Genomic DNA, 17,284 nt, shown 5'->3' on the forward strand with positions numbered 1-17,284 from the left:
AATTCAGCGTTCATCTGGCCTGCGCTATGATGGACACAGTAAATTCCTATCGGTATAAATTTATGGTGGTGATTAAAATGATGAAAAAAAATTTCGGGAAACTGCTTATTCCTCTGACCCTTATCCTTTCCGGCCCCGCTTTGGCCGATATGGACAAAGCCTATCAGGCGGAAAAAGACGGGGATTTTAAAACCGCCTATGCCGAATATCTGAAAGAAGCCGAAGCCGGAAACACACAGGCGATGGTGATGATCGGCCTTTATTACGCGCAGGGCCAGGTGGTTGAACGCGACGAAAAAAAATCAAACGAATGGATGGAAAAAGCAGCAAAGCTCGGTGACCCCGGTGGTGAGCTGAATATGGGGATCGCTTATAAAATCGGCATTGGCGGCCTAAAAAAGGACGATAAGAAAGCCTTTGAATGGTTCCAATCTGCCGCAGAAAAAGGACTGGCCCAGGCAGAATATGAAACCGCCGTCGCCTATCAGTATGGCGTTGGGGTGCCACGGGATTTTAACAAGGCCCGTGAGTGGTATTTAAAAGCGGCCGAGCAGAACCACGCCGCCGCCCAGAATAATCTGGCCGGAATTTACGGTGACGGACAGGGTGTTCCCAAAAATGCTGAAACCGCCCGTAGTTGGCTGGAAAAGGCGGCCGCCAATGAAAACCCCGATGCCCTTTATACCCTTGGCGTCATTTATCATCAGGGCGTTGGCGTAAAGCAGGATTTTACCGAAGCTGCCAATTATTTCCGCCGCGCCTTTGTTGCCGGTAAATCGGAGGCCGCCGCTTACCTTGCCGAATATCACTATATGGGTAAAGGGGTCGGCAAAAGCCCGGTTAATGCCATGATGTGGCTGATGCTTGGTACGGAAATCAGCTCAACCGTTCCCGGCGGTCAAATGAACCAGCAAACTCTTCAGCGCCTTGAACAGAATAAGGATTTTCTGGCAAGTGAATTATCAATCGCCGATATGGCCCGCGCCAAAAAACAGAAAGATGATTTTATCAAGGAAAACCTGGATACCGTCCCTGCCCCGGAAGCCAATAAGGAAGCCAATAAATCCTAATCTTCTAAATCGTCAGGTGGCGTCTCAGGGTCGCCCGAGCGGCCCTGACGCCATGCTCTGAGAAGCCCTGACAGATAAATCCCGGCAAAAAAACTGGTCGATGCCATAAAAAGCCCTAGCGGCATGACCGTCGCTATTGCTTCCCCGCCGGTGACCAGCATGACCAGCGCCAGGGCTGATACGCTTAAAGTCATAAAATAAACCGCCCTTTTCGGAGCCGTGTCCCGCCACAGATAAAGCGCGAACGCAAACGGGAAAATAAAAATAATAAAAATCAGAAATATTAAACTCATAGCTTACCCATATCTTTAAGCTTTTCCTTCACTTTTTCATAGTCCGGCGCGTCCGGGCCGATAGTCACTTCGCTTAATATTTCCGGTTCACGTTTGATTTGATCGCGGATAATCAGCCTGTCACCTTCTTTTTCCACGGTTGCAATATCGCCCCACGCCACATCAAACAGTTTGAAGCGCCTGATTTCAGCGATAAAATCATCGCTGACCACATAAAATTTACCGAAAATCCAGGCTTTAAAAAGCGGCATAAAGGAACCATAGGCCTTAAGCCTTGCTGATTTTCCCGAAAACCACAAAAAATGAACAATGAAGCCACAGACAAAATAAAAGCCAAGGATCAGCAAAATGGTGAATATGATCCGCGGCCAGTCGGACAAGGCATAAAAATCAGGCATCCAGTAGCTTTGGGTATAAAAGCCAAACACCAGCAGCGCCCCCCACATCGGCACCATCATATTTTCACGAAGCCGCAGTACCGGCGGCACCGTAATCAGCAACACTGCCCAGAACCAGAGAATATTTTCCTCACTGCCGAATTCCGCCATTTCCCGCTCTCCCACATAATTTTCCTGAAATCTAGCATAAAGCTCATTCCCCGCAAACATTTATCCCTCAATCCCCTGCCTTGGGTGGAACATTTTTACATATAATTTAAGCCCCGCAATCAGATAGGCACGGCTGCGGCCGTTACGGTAGCCGTAATATCGGTCCGTTTCCTTTAATGTGACCGGCTCGGTCAGCACATGAAGGATCGGACCAACCTTGATCCGTTCTTCGCCGCATTGATCAAACCAGTCGGCATACTGGTTCTGTAGTCTTGCCTGCAGTGCGCTTTCACGTTCCACTTCGGCGCGGCCGATGATATCGATCATGCTTTCAAATTTCATTACCCGCAGCCTGACATCGGCGGTCATCAGGCTATAGGCATATCGGATATGTTCCGCCGCATAAAGTGCATAAATATCAATATCCCCGCGCCGGTAAAGGCTAAGCAACGGGTCCAGTTTCAGCTTTCTTTTGGTTTCTGCCGTGCCTTTATTGATCTCAGAACGGATATTTTCAATCTGCGTCCGTGTTATTCCAGGATATTTAAGGGATATCCGCCCGTTGCCCGCCCCGTTTTCCAGCATTGTAATGATCATGTCCCTGTCCTTTCTGCTGATATTTATTTTCATAAAGAAAACCTTTTTATAATTTTATATCAAATAATTAATGTTCTTTTTTAATGTTTCGCTTTAATATTTCCTCTATTTTGGAAATACGTTTTTTCAGTTTCCAGTGAATGGGATGGATATATTTGATCAGCACCTTCATGGTCGGGAAAAATTTGTCATCTTCCTGCTCAATCAGGGTGATAATGCCCTGATCAATGGCAAAATAGGCATAATCCCGCCGTTCCAGATGCTCGCATATATCTTCCAGAAACACCGAGACCGCCTGTTCATTCATGGCCTGGGTCGGTTTTTGCAGCTTCAGGCGCGTCAGCCGCGTCAGAATATGTTCAAACGGGGCCGGTAGCAGGGCCGCCTGCCCCTGAACCAGCACCGATTGCCAATAATCACGGTCATTGTCGTGAAGCTTGACCCAGCGTGGGTTATCATATCGTTCGCGATCGATTTCGTCGTCGATCAAGCGCCAGTCGCGCGCCGTCAGTGGTGGCAGAAGCGCGATCCCGTTTGGATCCCTGCTTATCGCCACCGGCTGCCAGCTGCCGGTCAGCGTCTTTACGGACCCGTGACTTCCAGGTTTGAAGCCACCCCCGGGCACCGGCTTTACGTCCATTTTCACCAAGCCACCATCCTGCCCAGTCAAGAAAGCGTCGCTGCGGGTTACCAATGCCCCACTGCTTTGCATAGGCAAGATAGTCTTCCGGGATTTTTCCTTCGGGGTCGAGCACCTGATCAATGGTGCATTTTGCTGATCCTGCGCATCCTTGCTTTTTTCCGTGATTTTGAATTCCTGGTTTTTCTGCATTTTCGCAATCCTCTGTTTTGAGCTTTAAATCTTCACTTTCACTATTCACTTTCACTTTCAGCATTGCCGCGGCATCGCCCGATTCCTTATTTTTCAATGACTTGGACCAACGACTCTCGGCTCTTGTTCTGTTCTTTATCGACAGTTCATTGATCCTGTTAATCTCCATGCTTGCCCGTTTGGTGCGGTAAAAGCCGTTCTTAATGTCGATCAGACCGGCATCAATCAGCCGTTGTTTAAGCCGCCGGTGGGTAACCGTATGAACCGGCATCGATCGGCAAATCAGCGCGTCATTGTCGGGCAGCAAATCATCATGGAGGTAAATCAGGTTAAGAAGCTCATCATAATAGCCCTTCTCTTCAAAAGTGAGCATGATGGTGCCTTCCCGCCAGTCGCGGATGTTACGCATATACATATCAGCCATGAACATACTCACAGAAAATGACTGATACTGACCAGCAATAACCAAAGCCCGAAAAAGCAGGTGAATATCAAAACCGCCTCAAAAAATGATGGCGTTATCCTGATCTGTTCGCGTTCCTGATCGCTGATTTTTTCTATTTCTTCTATATTTTTAAATGACATAACTATCCTGTTCCCGCCTTGTTGCCAAAGCCGTGCTAAAATGACCAAATTTAAAAAAGTGAGCGGATGGGACCGTGAAAGGGAGAAAATCCCATCCGCTCGAGTTTGCCTTATCTCCTGGGAAATTGAGACAAAGCCCGGTGACAACGGAAATGGGAATTTCGAGGTCGGGAAAAAACCTCGAACTTTAGGAAGCGAATTCCCCCCTGGAGTCACTTTTCAACAGACCATGGCCCTTCAAGTTCAGGGTCCCAGCATTCTCAACTGCGACATAGAAACAGGAGGCTGAAGAACCCCGATCGCCAAACCGGACTATGAACGGTTATGAAGGCGGGACTCATGCTCTGTTAATTCTTAATATACGCTATACGTATATTTTGTCAAGAATATAAATGTAAATTATTCCTTGAAATATCCGTTAAAAGTATATACGGTATACGCATAGGGAAGATTCGGGAAATCAAACGTGAAGAAAAAACCAAACATTAAATTCGGTGAACGCCTGAAAGTCATGCGTAAAAACCGTAAAAATATCAACCAGACCGACCTCGGCACTCTGATGGGGGTCAAGCAGTCAACCATTTCCCGGTGGGAAGCGGGCATTGACGAACCGGAACATGACCACCTTCGCGCCCTCGCCGATTATTTCAACTGCTCGGTTGATTATCTGCTCGGTACCGAAGGCCTTCCCGAAACACCCCGCCTCACCCCGGTTGTCGGTTATGTCGGCGCCGGTGAGGTCAATATCCCTTTTGATGATTATGCCCATGGTGATGGTATGGACGAGGTTGAAACCCCGCCCGGCCTTCGGGAAACCGCAGTTGCGGTGAAAGTTTCCGGTGACAGCATGTATCCCGCCTATGAGGACGGTGATATTATCTTTTATATCCGAAACGGTATTGATATTGATGAAAGCGAATGTATCGGTCGCCAATGTATTATCAAAGTTCTGGACGGTCCCATTTATATCAAGCGCCTGTCCCGCGGTTCCGCCCCCGGCCTTTACCATCTTGAAAGCCACAATGCCCCACCCATGCATGATAAAACCATCGAGTGGGCCGCCCGGGTCCTCTATGTCAAAAAAGCCTGAGCCATTGCCCACGAGATAAGGCCTCAAGTGGGCCTGCGCAGTTTTGCGCGAAAGCCCAAGCGCGAGCGCCGGCGACTGAGGCTAATTTTTAAGGAGTGGGCCGCCCGGGTCCTTTACGTTAAAAAAGCCTGATCACACGTGTAACTATCATCCTTTTATATAAACCTCTCATTATGGTTAACACTTTTTTAAGAATTTGTGCTTGAATTCTGCTGTTTTCCAGGTATAGTTTTTTTGTGAGTAATAGTAATAGTTGTAGTATTGGGGGATTTCCGTATGTCCGACAGCGATCAAAAGCAAAGCCTTTCCACCACAGTTTCCGATACCGTCAGTGCTGATACAATCAGCCAGAAAGCCAAAAATAAAAAACTGAAGCAGGCGGGCATTCTGATGTCTCTCCTTCCGCTTGCGGCCTGCGGCGGCAGCAGTGGCAGCAAAGCGCCCCCGCCGGATGATACGCCTGATCCCGCGCCGCCTGCTCCGACACCGACCCCTGATTTTACTGAAAACCCAACCAATGTCTTTATCGCTGTTGACAGCAGCGACAGTGTCCTCTCCAAAGCTTCTGCAACGGCTGATCTGACTGTAACCGGCAAGGGCGGCAATGACACGATCAGCACCGGATCCGGTGATGACATCGTTGATGGCGGCAGCGGCAATGATATTATTTCAACCGGCGCAGGCGATGATATCGTCAAGGGCGGCCCGGGCAATGACACCATTTCAACCGGGACCGGCGCCGATAAAATCCGTGGTGGCAATGGCATTGATGCCATCAATGCCGGTGCTGATAATGATGCCATCGTTGTCGTCGGCACCACAACCGCCAATCAATATGCATTGGCCGATATAACCAACCCCGCCGGGTCGGGAACCGATCTTTCGGCGCTTATTTCCTTGGCCGACCTTAACGGCCGCGGCGTCAGCGAAGTGGGCAGCGGCGAAACCATTGACGGCGGCACCGGCACCAACACACTGTTTATCTATGGTACAGTTGACCTGACCGGGGTAACCCTGACCAATGTCACGGTCCTTATTGTCAATTCCGATGTCACCCTCACCGCCGCCCAGATGGCACAGTTCACCACCGTCGACGGGGACGGCAGTTCAGTGATCAATATCGAAGTGCCGCCCGGTGATACCTATATCATTGATTTAAGCAGCCTTAATATCACCGATATTGGCAATCTTAATATTGACGGCGATGTCACTTTTATTATTGATGATGCAACTGACCTTGCTGAAATCGGCGCCATTAACACCGGCAGCACCGCCGATGTAAAGGTACAGATCAACGGCAACGGCGGCAGCACCAATGTAAATCTTGGCGATATCGCCGCAAAAATCAATAATGCAGGCACCATTGACCTTGCCCCTACTGTAACACTGCAGGTTGATGATGCGGATGACATTACAAGTCTCGGCTTAAGCGAAATATCCGGAAGTGGCAATATCGATACCGGCGGTAACAATGATATTGATACCACTCTTGATAATAATGTCATTGTTAACCCAGCTATTAATGATGCACCCACTGCAATCGCCGATACAGCAAATATCACAGAAAACCAGTCTATCCTTATTGACGTTCTTGCCAATGACACAGATGCTAACGGCGATACGCTTACATTGCAAAATGTGACACTTAACAGTGACTATGGGGCTGTGTCCATTGTTGATGGAAAAATTCAATTTGACCCTGGCACCGATTTTGATCGCCTGAAAGGCGGTGAAAATGAACAGGTTGATATTACTTACACCGTTTCTGACGGCAAAATCACTACTGAAGGAAATTTAACAATTTCAGTTGACGGGGTAGAAGATCCAACCACAGGGTATATTGAAATAACCGGTACCGTCGCTCAGGGAAATACATTAACAGGAAATCTTAGATTAAGTGACCCTGATGGGGGTGATGTAACCGTGCTTTTTCAATGGCAGCGTGATGGTGTCGATATTGAACACGCACTTTTCAATGTATATAACCTGACGCAGGATGATGTCGGCCATGAAATTACCATGAAAGCATGGTATAGTAATTCTGACGGGAGCGGTGATCCTGTAGAACTTTCTGCCACGACTGGCCCTGTTGCCAATATCAATGATGATCCCACAGGTTCTGTCAGCATATCGGGTGCCGCCACCCAGGGCGAAACCCTGACTGCCTCAAATAATCTGGCAGATATTGATGGCCTTGGCACCATTGACTATCAATGGCAACGCGATGGAATTAATATCGCCAATGCAGATGGTGATAGCTATCTGCTTACGATCGACGATGTCGGCCATGAAATTTCAGTCGTCGCAAGCTATACTGACGCATATGGCACCAATGAAAGCGTTTCTTCACTATCTACAGATACTATTTCTGAAATGCCCCCAACTATCAGCATTAATGATGTTTCGGTTAGCGAAGCTGCTGAAACAGCCACATTCACCGTCACCTTATCCAACCCGTCTGCATCAACCGTGACAGTGGATTATGATGCGCCGGATGGCTCAAGCGGCACCCTCACCTTTAACCCCGGTGAAACGGAAAAAACATTTGTCACCGCCTGGAACGATGACAGCATCGAAGAAGCGGATGAAGTGGTCAATGCCACCCTTTCCAACCCGTCCAATGCCACCATATCGGACGGCACAGGCCAGCTCACAATCAATGATGATGACGCACCGGTTTATATTAACGGCACAGCCGGCAACGATGAGTTTACAACGACAGGCAACACTGAAATATTTGATACGGGTGAAGGTGATGACACAATCACCGTCAATATTGCCGATAATTCTATTGCTGAGGATACTTTTAATTTTGGTTCGGGTAAAAATATAATCATTCTGAACGGTGATGATCCTGTAACGCCTGTATCCATCAACCTTTCAGATATTAATGCCAGCAATTTGGATGACATTATCCTTTCAGACGGCAACGCCGAAAGCCTTGTTGTTACACCCGAAGCTATTGCTTCAATTGCTGAAAACCGCAGTCTTAATCCTGGAGACGAGTCTTACTATTTTAGCATATCCGGCCATCAGGAAGACAGTATTGAACTTTCAGACGATTTTCAGTTTAACGGATATTCTGTATTCAATGAACAGACCTATCAAATTTATTCATACTATAGCGACAATATCAATATTACGCTTAATGTCTCAATGGAAATCGGTACTATTACGGCATTAAATGCACCTGCTGCCAGTTATACTGAAACAACACCAAACCACTGGGAAGCAACGGACCCGACCCAGTCCGCTTTCAGCGACAGTTTCAGCACAGAAGACCTGACCATCACCGGGAACGATGGCAAGGATTATATATCAACAGGGTCAGGGGATGATTATATCATTACCGGAAATGGTGATGGCCGGGTCTGGAGTGGGGCCGGCGATGATACGGTCATTGGAGGTGATGGTAAAAATTATATTGTTGGCACGGAAGGGAGCGATACCCTGGATGGTGGGGGCGGCGATAATGACACCCTTCAATACGTTTATTCAGACGCCGCAGTCAATGTAAATCTGGCAACGGGGGCAGCATCCGGCGGCGACGCCGAAGGTGACACGATAAGCAATTTTGAAATTTTATACGGTTCCGATTTCGATGACATTCTGACAGGATCAGACAAAAATGAAAGTATACTCGGAAATGCCGGAGATGATATTATAAATGCTGGCGGCGGCCATGATATTTTATATGGTTTTCTGGGAACTGACACCCTCAATGGCGGGGCCGGGGATGATTTGTTTAATCTCCAGTCTGACGATGATAATGACATTTTTGACGGCGGAAGCGGAATTGATGCCCTGAGGATTTCCAACTATGACGACGGTATCAGGGTGGCGACCGTCTCAGATTATAATATTTCCAATATTGAATTGTTCCATTTATACCGAACCGAACTGGTGATTGATGCACAGGATGTCATCAATATAACGGATGATAACAACACTATTTATGTGCGTGGGACATTTTCGGAAGAAGCCATAACCACAAACTCAGCCTGGACCTATACCAAAGATGTTGTCCTAAACGGACAACTCTATCATTCCTATACAAGTGGTGATGCCACCCTGAATGTATCAGTGGATATGACAAATTTAAATGGTTTGGTTGCCCCCTCCTCTACTTTCAGTGAAACGTCAACGGCCGTCTATTCGGCCGACAGCGACGCAGATTCATATTTTTACCTTGGCAATGGCCCCAGCAACCCAACAATTAACGGCAAAGCGGGAAATGATATCATAATCGGAAGAGGTACCATCAATGGCGGCGATGGCAATGATTATCTCGCTGGTCTGGGAACCACAAACATTCTAAATGGTGATGCCGGTGATGATACACTGCTCATTCTCGAAGGTATGTATTCAGAAGATCTTGACAGTTTTGATGGCGGTGAAGGGGAAGATACGCTCCTGATAAATGGAATAAATAATGGCTTAAACTTTGGGTTTACCGGTGTTTTGTCTTCCGGTGCCTTCAACATCGATTTATCAGCTGTCAATGCAGTAAATTTCGAATATATCACCCTACAAAATGATGTTAATCTGACATTCTCAGCGCAGGATGTCATTGATATTACCGGTCCAAATAATGCTCTTTATATAAACGGTAGCGGTGAAGATTCCATCCAGTCGATCATCACTTCTGACGACTGGACATTCCTTGGTTATGCAAACCTTTCAAACAATACGGATGGAGTTCTTTATCTTGCCTATCAAAGTGGCGATGCCACTATTCACATTGATATGGAAATTGCCAATTGGGACGGAATTACAAAACCAGCCGAAACCTTCACTGAAACTTCACCCAATGTTTATGACTCAGCCAGTTTGAATGTTGAAAATTATTTCAGTGACCGAAACAGTTCAGAAAATCTAACCGTAAATGGCGGAAATGTCTGGAATTATATATTAACTGGAAAGGGAGACGATACAGTTAATGGTGGAACCGCCTATGATCGAATATTTACCGGTGCCGGGAATGACACCGTAAATGGCGGCGATGGAAATGACCTGATCAATGGGGGCGATGGTGATGATATCCTAAACGGCGGCGGCGGTAATGACCTGATCTATGGTGGTAAAGGCGATGATCATATTGTCGTTATTGGCACCACGACAGCAGATCAGTATGACGCCTCAGCAATCACTAATCCCGGAGGGAGCGGTGTTAATTTATCGTCTCTGATTAGCCTGGACGATCTAAACGGTCACCTGGTCAGCGATGCCATAAACGGTGAAATCATTGATGGCGGTGATGGGGATAATACCCTTTATATTTACGGTACAACTGACCTGACGGGGGTCAGTATCAGCAATGTCACAAATTTGGTGGTCAATTCCAATGTCACCTTCACGGCGACGCAGATTTCACAATTCACAAATATTGACGGTGATGGAAATTCTGTCCTTAATATTGTCGTCCCGGATGATGCCAACAATTATACCCTTGATTTAACACAAATTAATTTTACCGATATTGCCGAAATCCATGTAAACGGTGATCTTACGTTCATTATTGATGATGCCAATGATTTTTCTGGCATCCAGAATATTTCAGCGGAAGCAGGTAGTGAAATTAAATTGGATGTAACCTACCATGACCCATCATATGTTATTACGATTGATGAAGTTGCCGCAGTATTTGATCAGGTGATAGTACTGGATTATCAGGGTGATGGATACTTTAACCTCATAGTTTATAACGCCGAAAGTAATTTTGAGAGCGATGCAGCCAGCGGGTTTATATCTGAATTAGCACAAAACAATAATTATTTTGATCGTCTCTATCTTTACGGTGATCAGACCGGTGCTCAAACATTTGAAGTTAACTTATCATCCTATGATCTTACGGGCGTAAATAATATTTACTTAAGCGAAAATGGTCTTGAGGAGATAACATTTACTACCCAGAATATAATAGATTGGGATGACAGTACTTCAAGTCTTCAATCGGTAAATGTATATGGTTATGGCGATGACATCATTAATACAGATGTATCAAATTGGGAGTATTCTTATGCGAGCTTGCCTAGTTCGGGTATTCGTTATAGCTATCTGGTGGATAATAATCATATCCAGATAACTCTTTCACCCGATCTTGCGGAAAGTAATGGATTTACGATACCGGGAGGTTTTATTGAAACTTCTGCAAATGTATTTGAAGCTGACAACGCAGCAGATTTCCCCGTATTATTTCAACAATATGCGACCGAAAACCTGACAGTTACAGGGAGCAGCGGCAGAAATAATACGATATCCACTGGTTCCGGTGATGATTATATCACCCTGAACACACCTGTTTCATTAAACCAGGTTTATGCTGGCGCTGGAAATGACACCATTATCGGTAGTGATGGTCGTGACATTATCAGAGGCAATGAAGGAGATGATATTATATTAGCCGGTGATGGTCGTGACCGAGTTTATGGTGGCGATGGAGCTGACTATATGGACGGTGGCGCTGGCCTTGAAGATCATGTGAATTATTATCTCAGTCCTGAAAGTGTATATGTCAATTTATCCACCGATGTTGCATATGGCGGTTTCGCGGACGGCGATACAATTCTTAACTTTGAAGAAGTATATGGAAGTGCATTCAACGATACACTCATTGGCGATGACAATAACAATTCATTGTACGGCGGCGATGGTGGTTTCGAACTCATATATGGCGGCGGGGGTGACGACAAAATATACGGCCTCGGTATACTTTACGGTGAAAGCGGAAATGATTTTTATACGTTAAATCAAAGAGAATCTAATAAATATGAACAAATAACCCAATTTGATGGCGGCGCCGACACAGATACAGTGATCTTCCAGGCAGATAGTTTTCTTAATGAACCATGGATCCTTAATTCTTCAAGCATCGAACTCACCAATATTGAAAACATCATATTTAATACCAATGGGTCCAACTCTATTACCTCATTCTCAATTTCCGCACAGGATGTTATCGATACCACTGACAGTAATAATGTTCTTTATATTAGCTTTCCTAGAGGCGTAAACTCTGAATATCTAAATATATCAACCAATGATATATGGACCTATGTCGGCGATGTCGAATATTCATATTCTGATGGACGCTTTGACTATACCAGTTACTATAATCAATATGTAAGCGGTGGGGTAACGTTAAATATTGATGTATATATCGAAGTTCAGAATGGCTTTCCGCAACCGACCACAAATTTCACAGAAACGAACCCTAATGAATTTGATGCCCCAATAGGTAAATTTGGATATTTCCGGGACAGCGATAATGCCAATGACTTAACGATAAATGCCGGTGACGACCAAGTTAAAATTGAAAGCGGCAACGGTAACGACATCATCACCATAGGTAATCATGCTGATAATTATGTTTATGGAGGTGACGGTAATGACACTATTACCTCAGGAGAAAATACATATGATACCCTGATTTTCGGGGGTGCTGGTGATGATATTATTGTTGGCGGTAGTATCATTGAAGGCGGCGCAGGTGCTGATGATATGACCGGGAACACTAATGGCAGCAGCACTTTAAGTTACGAAAATTCCTACAGCGGAGTGACAGTTGACCTTGGGGCCGGAACGGGTTCTGCAGGTGATGCGGCAGGCGATACCTTTAGTCAGTTTTCTGCTTTTACCGGCAGTTCTCATGATGATGTCGTTTTAATGGGAGGAACTTTCCATTATGCAGAGACCGGCGCCGGAAATGACACCATCACCGGAACCAACCTTACAGATACTATATATGCCGGTGAAGGTAATGACACGGTCGATGGTGGTGATGAAGTTGATTATCTCTATGGTGAAAGTGGAGATGACGTCATTAATGGTGACGACGGTGATGATTATATTGATGGTGGTTTGGGCGCAGATATTATCAACGGCGGCCTCGGGACAGACACCATGATATTTGATCCTGCCGACAGTTATGACGGCGGCCTTGATAACTCATATGATATGTTACAATTTATTGGCTCCGGATATGATATTAATCTTGCCGATATCGACGTTGTTCAGATATCGGTAATTGATATTGGCGGCTATGGTGACAACAGCCTTACTGTAACGGCACAGGATGTTCTGGACGTCACCGAAGCACAAAATCAGCTTTTGATCCTTGGTGATACCGGCGATACCGTTACATCTACAGGGCAAGGCTGGGTTTATCAGGGCGACATTGTTCATATTGATGGCGAAACCCTGCATTATTATTTCAATGGTGAGGCAAATTTATATGTCGACGATGATATTACCCAGTTGATCAGTTAACCCCTGCCCGGTTATTTGGACAATACTATTCGCCTGTTGCCAATCGGAGCGATATTTATTAGACTCTGTCCAAATTCTAAGTCAGAAAAATTGACAGGGTATAAAATGAAACAGATCTTCAAAATAACAGCCGTGGTCGTCGGGGCCATTTTTGTTCTGTCTTCCTGCGGCGCCAATGACAAGCCATCCGGACCGGACTTAAGTGGCATTGATCAGGCCGATCAGGCCTATTTCACCAGCAGCTATAATCTCTGCAACATCAACAACACCAAATTTGACTGCAACTGCGTTGCCCGCGTCAATGTTGATCACCGGAGAACCGCCTTTCAGGATTATACTGCCAATTATGACAGCAAATATAAGCCCGAGCTTGACAAAAAAATTGCCGATCTCTCCGCTTCGCTCGAGGAAAAGGAAAAAAATGCATCCGACCCGCGCATCATTGAAAGCATGTATGAAGAGCTCGACGCTCTAAAGGCGGAACAGGCTGATGGTATGGAAAATATTGATAAATTCAAAATTCCGCCACTGCCTTTTGGCGCTACGGACAGCTGTATCGTCGCGCAGAATTAGGCCGTTTGCTCATTCACAAAAGCATCACAAACATTTGATATTTGTGCGCGGCTTGTGATTTGATCCGCCCATTAGAAAAAGCATAGAATAAATTCATAGCTCCCGTAAGTCCGGCCAGTCTATTTCCCGTTCTGTGTCTGCCCATCGGGCTTTCGGGGGCTAGCCATTTCCCAAAAAAAAGCCCCGTAGGGAGACCGGGGCTAAGAGGGAGAGTTACTCAACAATTAAAAACGCCATTTATAAAACACCCAAACACTGTTACTCATTGGCGCGGCTACTACTTAAAAACAAAATCAACCTATTTAACCTTGGGCCTGTTGTGGCTTCTCCGGTTAAAACCTCACTATTGCAAAATCACATTCTGAAATGATGAAATTTCTGCTACACTACGTGGGAGCACTTAATATTTTATTAAAATTGTACAAAAAAATGGTGCTTTAAAAAAAATAATTAAAGGGAAAATAAGGGAGAGCTATTTATGACTACAACAGGTAAAATTGAATGGATTGATCTTACGGTTAATGATGCTGAAAATCTTCGTGCATTTTATCAGACCGTTGCCGGATGGTCGGCTGATGCTTTTGATATGGGCGACTATAATGACTATAATATGAATAATGAAAATGGCGACACTGTTGCCGGTATCTGTCATGCCCGTGGCGGTAATGCCGGAATTCCCCCAATGTGGATACCCTATATTTCCGTCCTTTCACTGGATGACTGTTTAAAAAATGTTAAAAAGCTTGGTGGCGCCCTCGTCAATGGCCCGCGTAAAATGCCGCAGGGACAGTATGCGATCATCCGTGATCCCGCCGGTGCGCACTGCGCACTCTGGCAAAAAGCTGACTGATTTTAAATTTCCCACTATTTTGGCTCTTTCAAAACAATATTTTTGAAGTCAAAAAAAATAACTCAAAAAAAATTATTTTAATGTAGTCATTGACAACATTGTTATATTATTGCACTTTACTATGCGAAAGCCCGAAAATAATACTAAAAACAGGGTATTTTTCAACGTAAAGGGTTCGTCCCTTTTCAACTCAACCAGTATAGAAGTGGGAGCAAATTTCTATGACCAAAACCAAACTAGACCGCCGTTAATTTATGAAAGGTGTCGGTGCGGCAGCATTTGTCACCGGTGCGGTAAATTTACCTGCGGCAAGCGCAGCGGCAAAAGGCATGGGCAGCATGGGCATGTCTATGGCTTACGACCTTAACGAAGAATTTAACCGGATTGGTGCCGGTGATTTTAAATGGGACGGTATCCGTAAAGCAAACCGCCCCTATGACGTGCCATACCCAATGGGTGTTGCCGATATGGACTTCAGAACCTGCCCTCATGTGACAGAAGCCCTGCAAAATCGTCTGAACAACGAATGCTGGGGTTACGAAGCAGCGCCGGAAGACTATATCGACAATATCGTTGCATGGAACAAAGCGCGCTATAACCAGACCGTTAATCCAAAATCCATTAAAAACTCCCTTGGTGTTCTTGATGGTGTGACCAGCGTTCTGCGCACAGTGACAAAACCGGGCGATAAAATCATTCTTCACACGCCAAACTATTCAAGTTTCTTCCATGTCATTCCGGATGCCCTTTGCGAGCTGGCAGAAAGTGACCTGATCCTGAATAAAGACGGCACCTATGATTTTGACTATGCTGATACTGAAAGACTTCTTAAAGAAGGTGCTTCAGCCATCATCATCTGTAACCCGCAAAACCCAACCGGCAACTGCTGGACAGCGGAACAGCTCGGCAAAATCGGTGAACTTGCTGAAAAATATAAGGCATTTGTTGTTGCTGACGAAATCCACTGTGACTTTGTCAATAAACACGCCAAATATGTACCTTATGCCTCAGTAAATTCAACAAACGCCAACCGTTCCGTCACATTCAAATCAGCCAGTAAATCATTTAACCTTGCGGCACACCGCACGGCTTATATGTTCTGCGACAATCCTGAATTTATGGACCGTGTTGAGCGTGAAGCAAACCATTACCGTGCACTCATGCACACAATGGGAACAATTGCCTCAAACGCCGCCTATAAACATGGCGCACAATATATGGATGATATGCAGTCATATATGGACAAAAACGCCCATATTCTTGAAGATTTCTGTGCTAAAGAAATGAAAGATGTCAGCTATAAAGCCCATGAGGGAACTTACCTTGCCTGGATCAACTGCAGCAAAGTGGCCAAAAAACTCGGCAAGCCAATGGGCAATGAAACCGTTGGTGACATGATGCAGCGTTTCTTCATCCAGAAAGCCGGCGTTAACCTGAACCCGGGTGAGCATTATGGCCGCACAGGTGAAGGTTATATGCGTATGAACCTTGCAACACAGCATTCCCGTCTGCACCGCGCACTCGAAGCAATGCAAAGTGCCATTAAAAATATCTAATCAGGTATAATTAAGTACAAAAAGGAAGGCCCCGTTTTATAAACGGGGCCTTTTAATTTGGGAGGAATATTATTTTTATTCTTTATACCTGGCGGTTATTCACCAGGTCATCATAGTCATGAACCATATTTTTGGTCATATCCCCGACTTCAAATGTATAATCGCCAATCTGTGAAATCGGCGTCACTTCAACCGCTGTTCCGGTGATAAAGGCCTGCTCAAAATCGGCCATTTCTTCCGGCATAATTGCCCGTTCAATCACCTTAATCCCGCGTTTTTCCGCAAGTTCCATAGCTGTCTGGCGGGTAATCCCGTTTAGGAAACAGTCCGGCTTTGGCGTATGAAGCACACCGTCTTTCAAGAAAAAGATATTGGCCCCTGTCGCTTCGGCAATTTGCCCGCGGTAATCAAGCATCAGCGCATCATCATAGCCATGGGCAACGGACGCATCCTTACAAAGCGAAGCAATCATATAAAGACCCGCCGCTTTTGATTCTGTCGGGGCCGTATCCGGGGCCGGACGGCGCCATTTGGCAATCTCAAGACGAAGACCTTTTAATTTGGCTTCCTTGCTGAAATAGGACGGCCATTCCCATGCCGCAATCGCCACATGAACTTTTGATCCCTTGGTCGCGACACCCATCATTTCCGAACCGCGCCAGGCAACCGGACGGACATAGGCATCAACAAGACCATTTGCCGCAATCACTTCATTGGCCGCCGCATCAAGCTCATCCGCGGTAAACGGCATATCAAAGCCCAGGATTTCACCGGATCTGACAAGGCGTTCGCTATGCTGATGTAATTTAAAAATCTTGCCGCCGTAAGCCCGCTGCCCTTCGAACACGCAGCTTCCATAATGAAGCGCATGGGAAAGCACGTGAAAATTGGCATCACGCCAGTTGATTAGCTTACCGTCGTACCAGATTACACCGTCACGGTCATCAAAAGGGATTATAGACATGATTATGGTCCTCAAATTAATTCATAAACTTCTTGACCTTTTTATCACCTGCTTTAAT

At 45.7% G+C, this 17,284-nt stretch carries 13 protein-coding genes; 6 read left to right on the forward strand and 7 right to left on the reverse strand.

From position 1 onward, the window contains the following. Positions 1 to 26 precede the first annotated feature (26 nt). A complete protein-coding gene (locus tag R3D86_13430) occupies positions 27 to 1,070 on the forward strand; it encodes a tetratricopeptide repeat protein (protein ID MEZ5759215.1) in 1,044 nt (347 codons plus the stop codon). Here the strand turns inward: R3D86_13430 and R3D86_13435 are convergent. The 6 genes from R3D86_13435 to R3D86_13460 are packed head-to-tail and all read right to left on the reverse strand — an operon-like array spanning position 1,067 to position 3,925. Then, positions 1,067 to 1,363 carry a hypothetical protein gene (locus R3D86_13435; protein ID MEZ5759216.1) on the reverse strand — a complete coding sequence of 99 codons (297 nt, stop codon included), beginning with the start codon at positions 1,361 to 1,363 and terminating at the stop codon, positions 1,067 to 1,069. The two genes, R3D86_13430 and R3D86_13435, sit on opposite strands and share 4 nt — an antisense overlap. Further along, a complete protein-coding gene (locus tag R3D86_13440) occupies positions 1,360 to 1,971 on the reverse strand; it encodes a hypothetical protein (GenBank protein ID MEZ5759217.1) in 612 nt (203 codons plus the stop codon). Before R3D86_13440 ends, R3D86_13435 begins: the two co-directional genes overlap by 4 nt. Beyond that, a complete protein-coding gene (locus R3D86_13445) occupies positions 1,972 to 2,541 on the reverse strand; it encodes a hypothetical protein (protein MEZ5759218.1) in 570 nt (189 codons plus the stop codon). A gap of 34 nt (positions 2,542 to 2,575) precedes the next feature. Next, entirely contained in the window at positions 2,576 to 2,998 is a 423-nt protein-coding gene (locus R3D86_13450; GenBank protein ID MEZ5759219.1) for a hypothetical protein, read from the reverse strand. Further along, on the reverse strand, positions 2,964 to 3,764 hold the full coding sequence (locus R3D86_13455) for a DUF1376 domain-containing protein (protein ID MEZ5759220.1): 801 nt from the start codon (positions 3,762 to 3,764) through the stop codon (positions 2,964 to 2,966). The genes R3D86_13450 and R3D86_13455 overlap by 35 nt, the downstream gene beginning before the upstream one ends. An 8-nt stretch (positions 3,765 to 3,772) precedes the next feature. Next, a complete protein-coding gene (locus R3D86_13460; GenBank protein ID MEZ5759221.1) occupies positions 3,773 to 3,925 on the reverse strand; it encodes a hypothetical protein in 153 nt (50 codons plus the stop codon). Positions 3,926 to 4,391: 466 nt separating this feature from the next. Between R3D86_13460 and R3D86_13465 the strand changes: the two genes are divergently transcribed. The 5 genes from R3D86_13465 to R3D86_13485 all read left to right on the forward strand — a co-directional run bounded on the left by R3D86_13465 (position 4,392) and on the right by R3D86_13485 (position 16,262). Continuing rightward, a complete protein-coding gene (locus tag R3D86_13465; GenBank protein ID MEZ5759222.1) occupies positions 4,392 to 5,015 on the forward strand; it encodes a helix-turn-helix domain-containing protein in 624 nt (207 codons plus the stop codon). 276 nt (positions 5,016 to 5,291) lie between these two features. Beyond that, on the forward strand, positions 5,292 to 13,283 hold the full coding sequence (locus R3D86_13470) for an Ig-like domain-containing protein (protein ID MEZ5759223.1): 7,992 nt from the start codon (positions 5,292 to 5,294) through the stop codon (positions 13,281 to 13,283). Between the two features lie 105 nt (positions 13,284 to 13,388). Then, positions 13,389 to 13,856 carry a hypothetical protein gene (locus R3D86_13475; protein MEZ5759224.1) on the forward strand — a complete coding sequence of 156 codons (468 nt, stop codon included), beginning with the start codon at positions 13,389 to 13,391 and terminating at the stop codon, positions 13,854 to 13,856. 478 nt (positions 13,857 to 14,334) lie between these two features. Beyond that, a complete protein-coding gene (locus tag R3D86_13480; protein ID MEZ5759225.1) occupies positions 14,335 to 14,706 on the forward strand; it encodes a VOC family protein in 372 nt (123 codons plus the stop codon). A gap of 254 nt (positions 14,707 to 14,960) precedes the next feature. After that, positions 14,961 to 16,262 (forward strand): aminotransferase class I/II-fold pyridoxal phosphate-dependent enzyme, encoded by a 1,302-nt coding sequence (locus R3D86_13485; GenBank protein MEZ5759226.1) that lies wholly within the window; start codon positions 14,961 to 14,963, stop codon positions 16,260 to 16,262. A gap of 82 nt (positions 16,263 to 16,344) precedes the next feature. On the opposite strand, the gene R3D86_13490 is transcribed toward R3D86_13485, so the two are convergent. Then, a complete protein-coding gene (locus tag R3D86_13490; protein MEZ5759227.1) occupies positions 16,345 to 17,226 on the reverse strand; it encodes a branched-chain amino acid aminotransferase in 882 nt (293 codons plus the stop codon). Positions 17,227 to 17,284: the final 58 nt, after the last annotated feature.

The sequence above is a fragment of the Emcibacteraceae bacterium genome (genome assembly GCA_041396985.1).
In the GTDB taxonomy this organism is placed as follows: domain Bacteria; phylum Pseudomonadota; class Alphaproteobacteria; order Sphingomonadales; family Emcibacteraceae; genus Pseudemcibacter.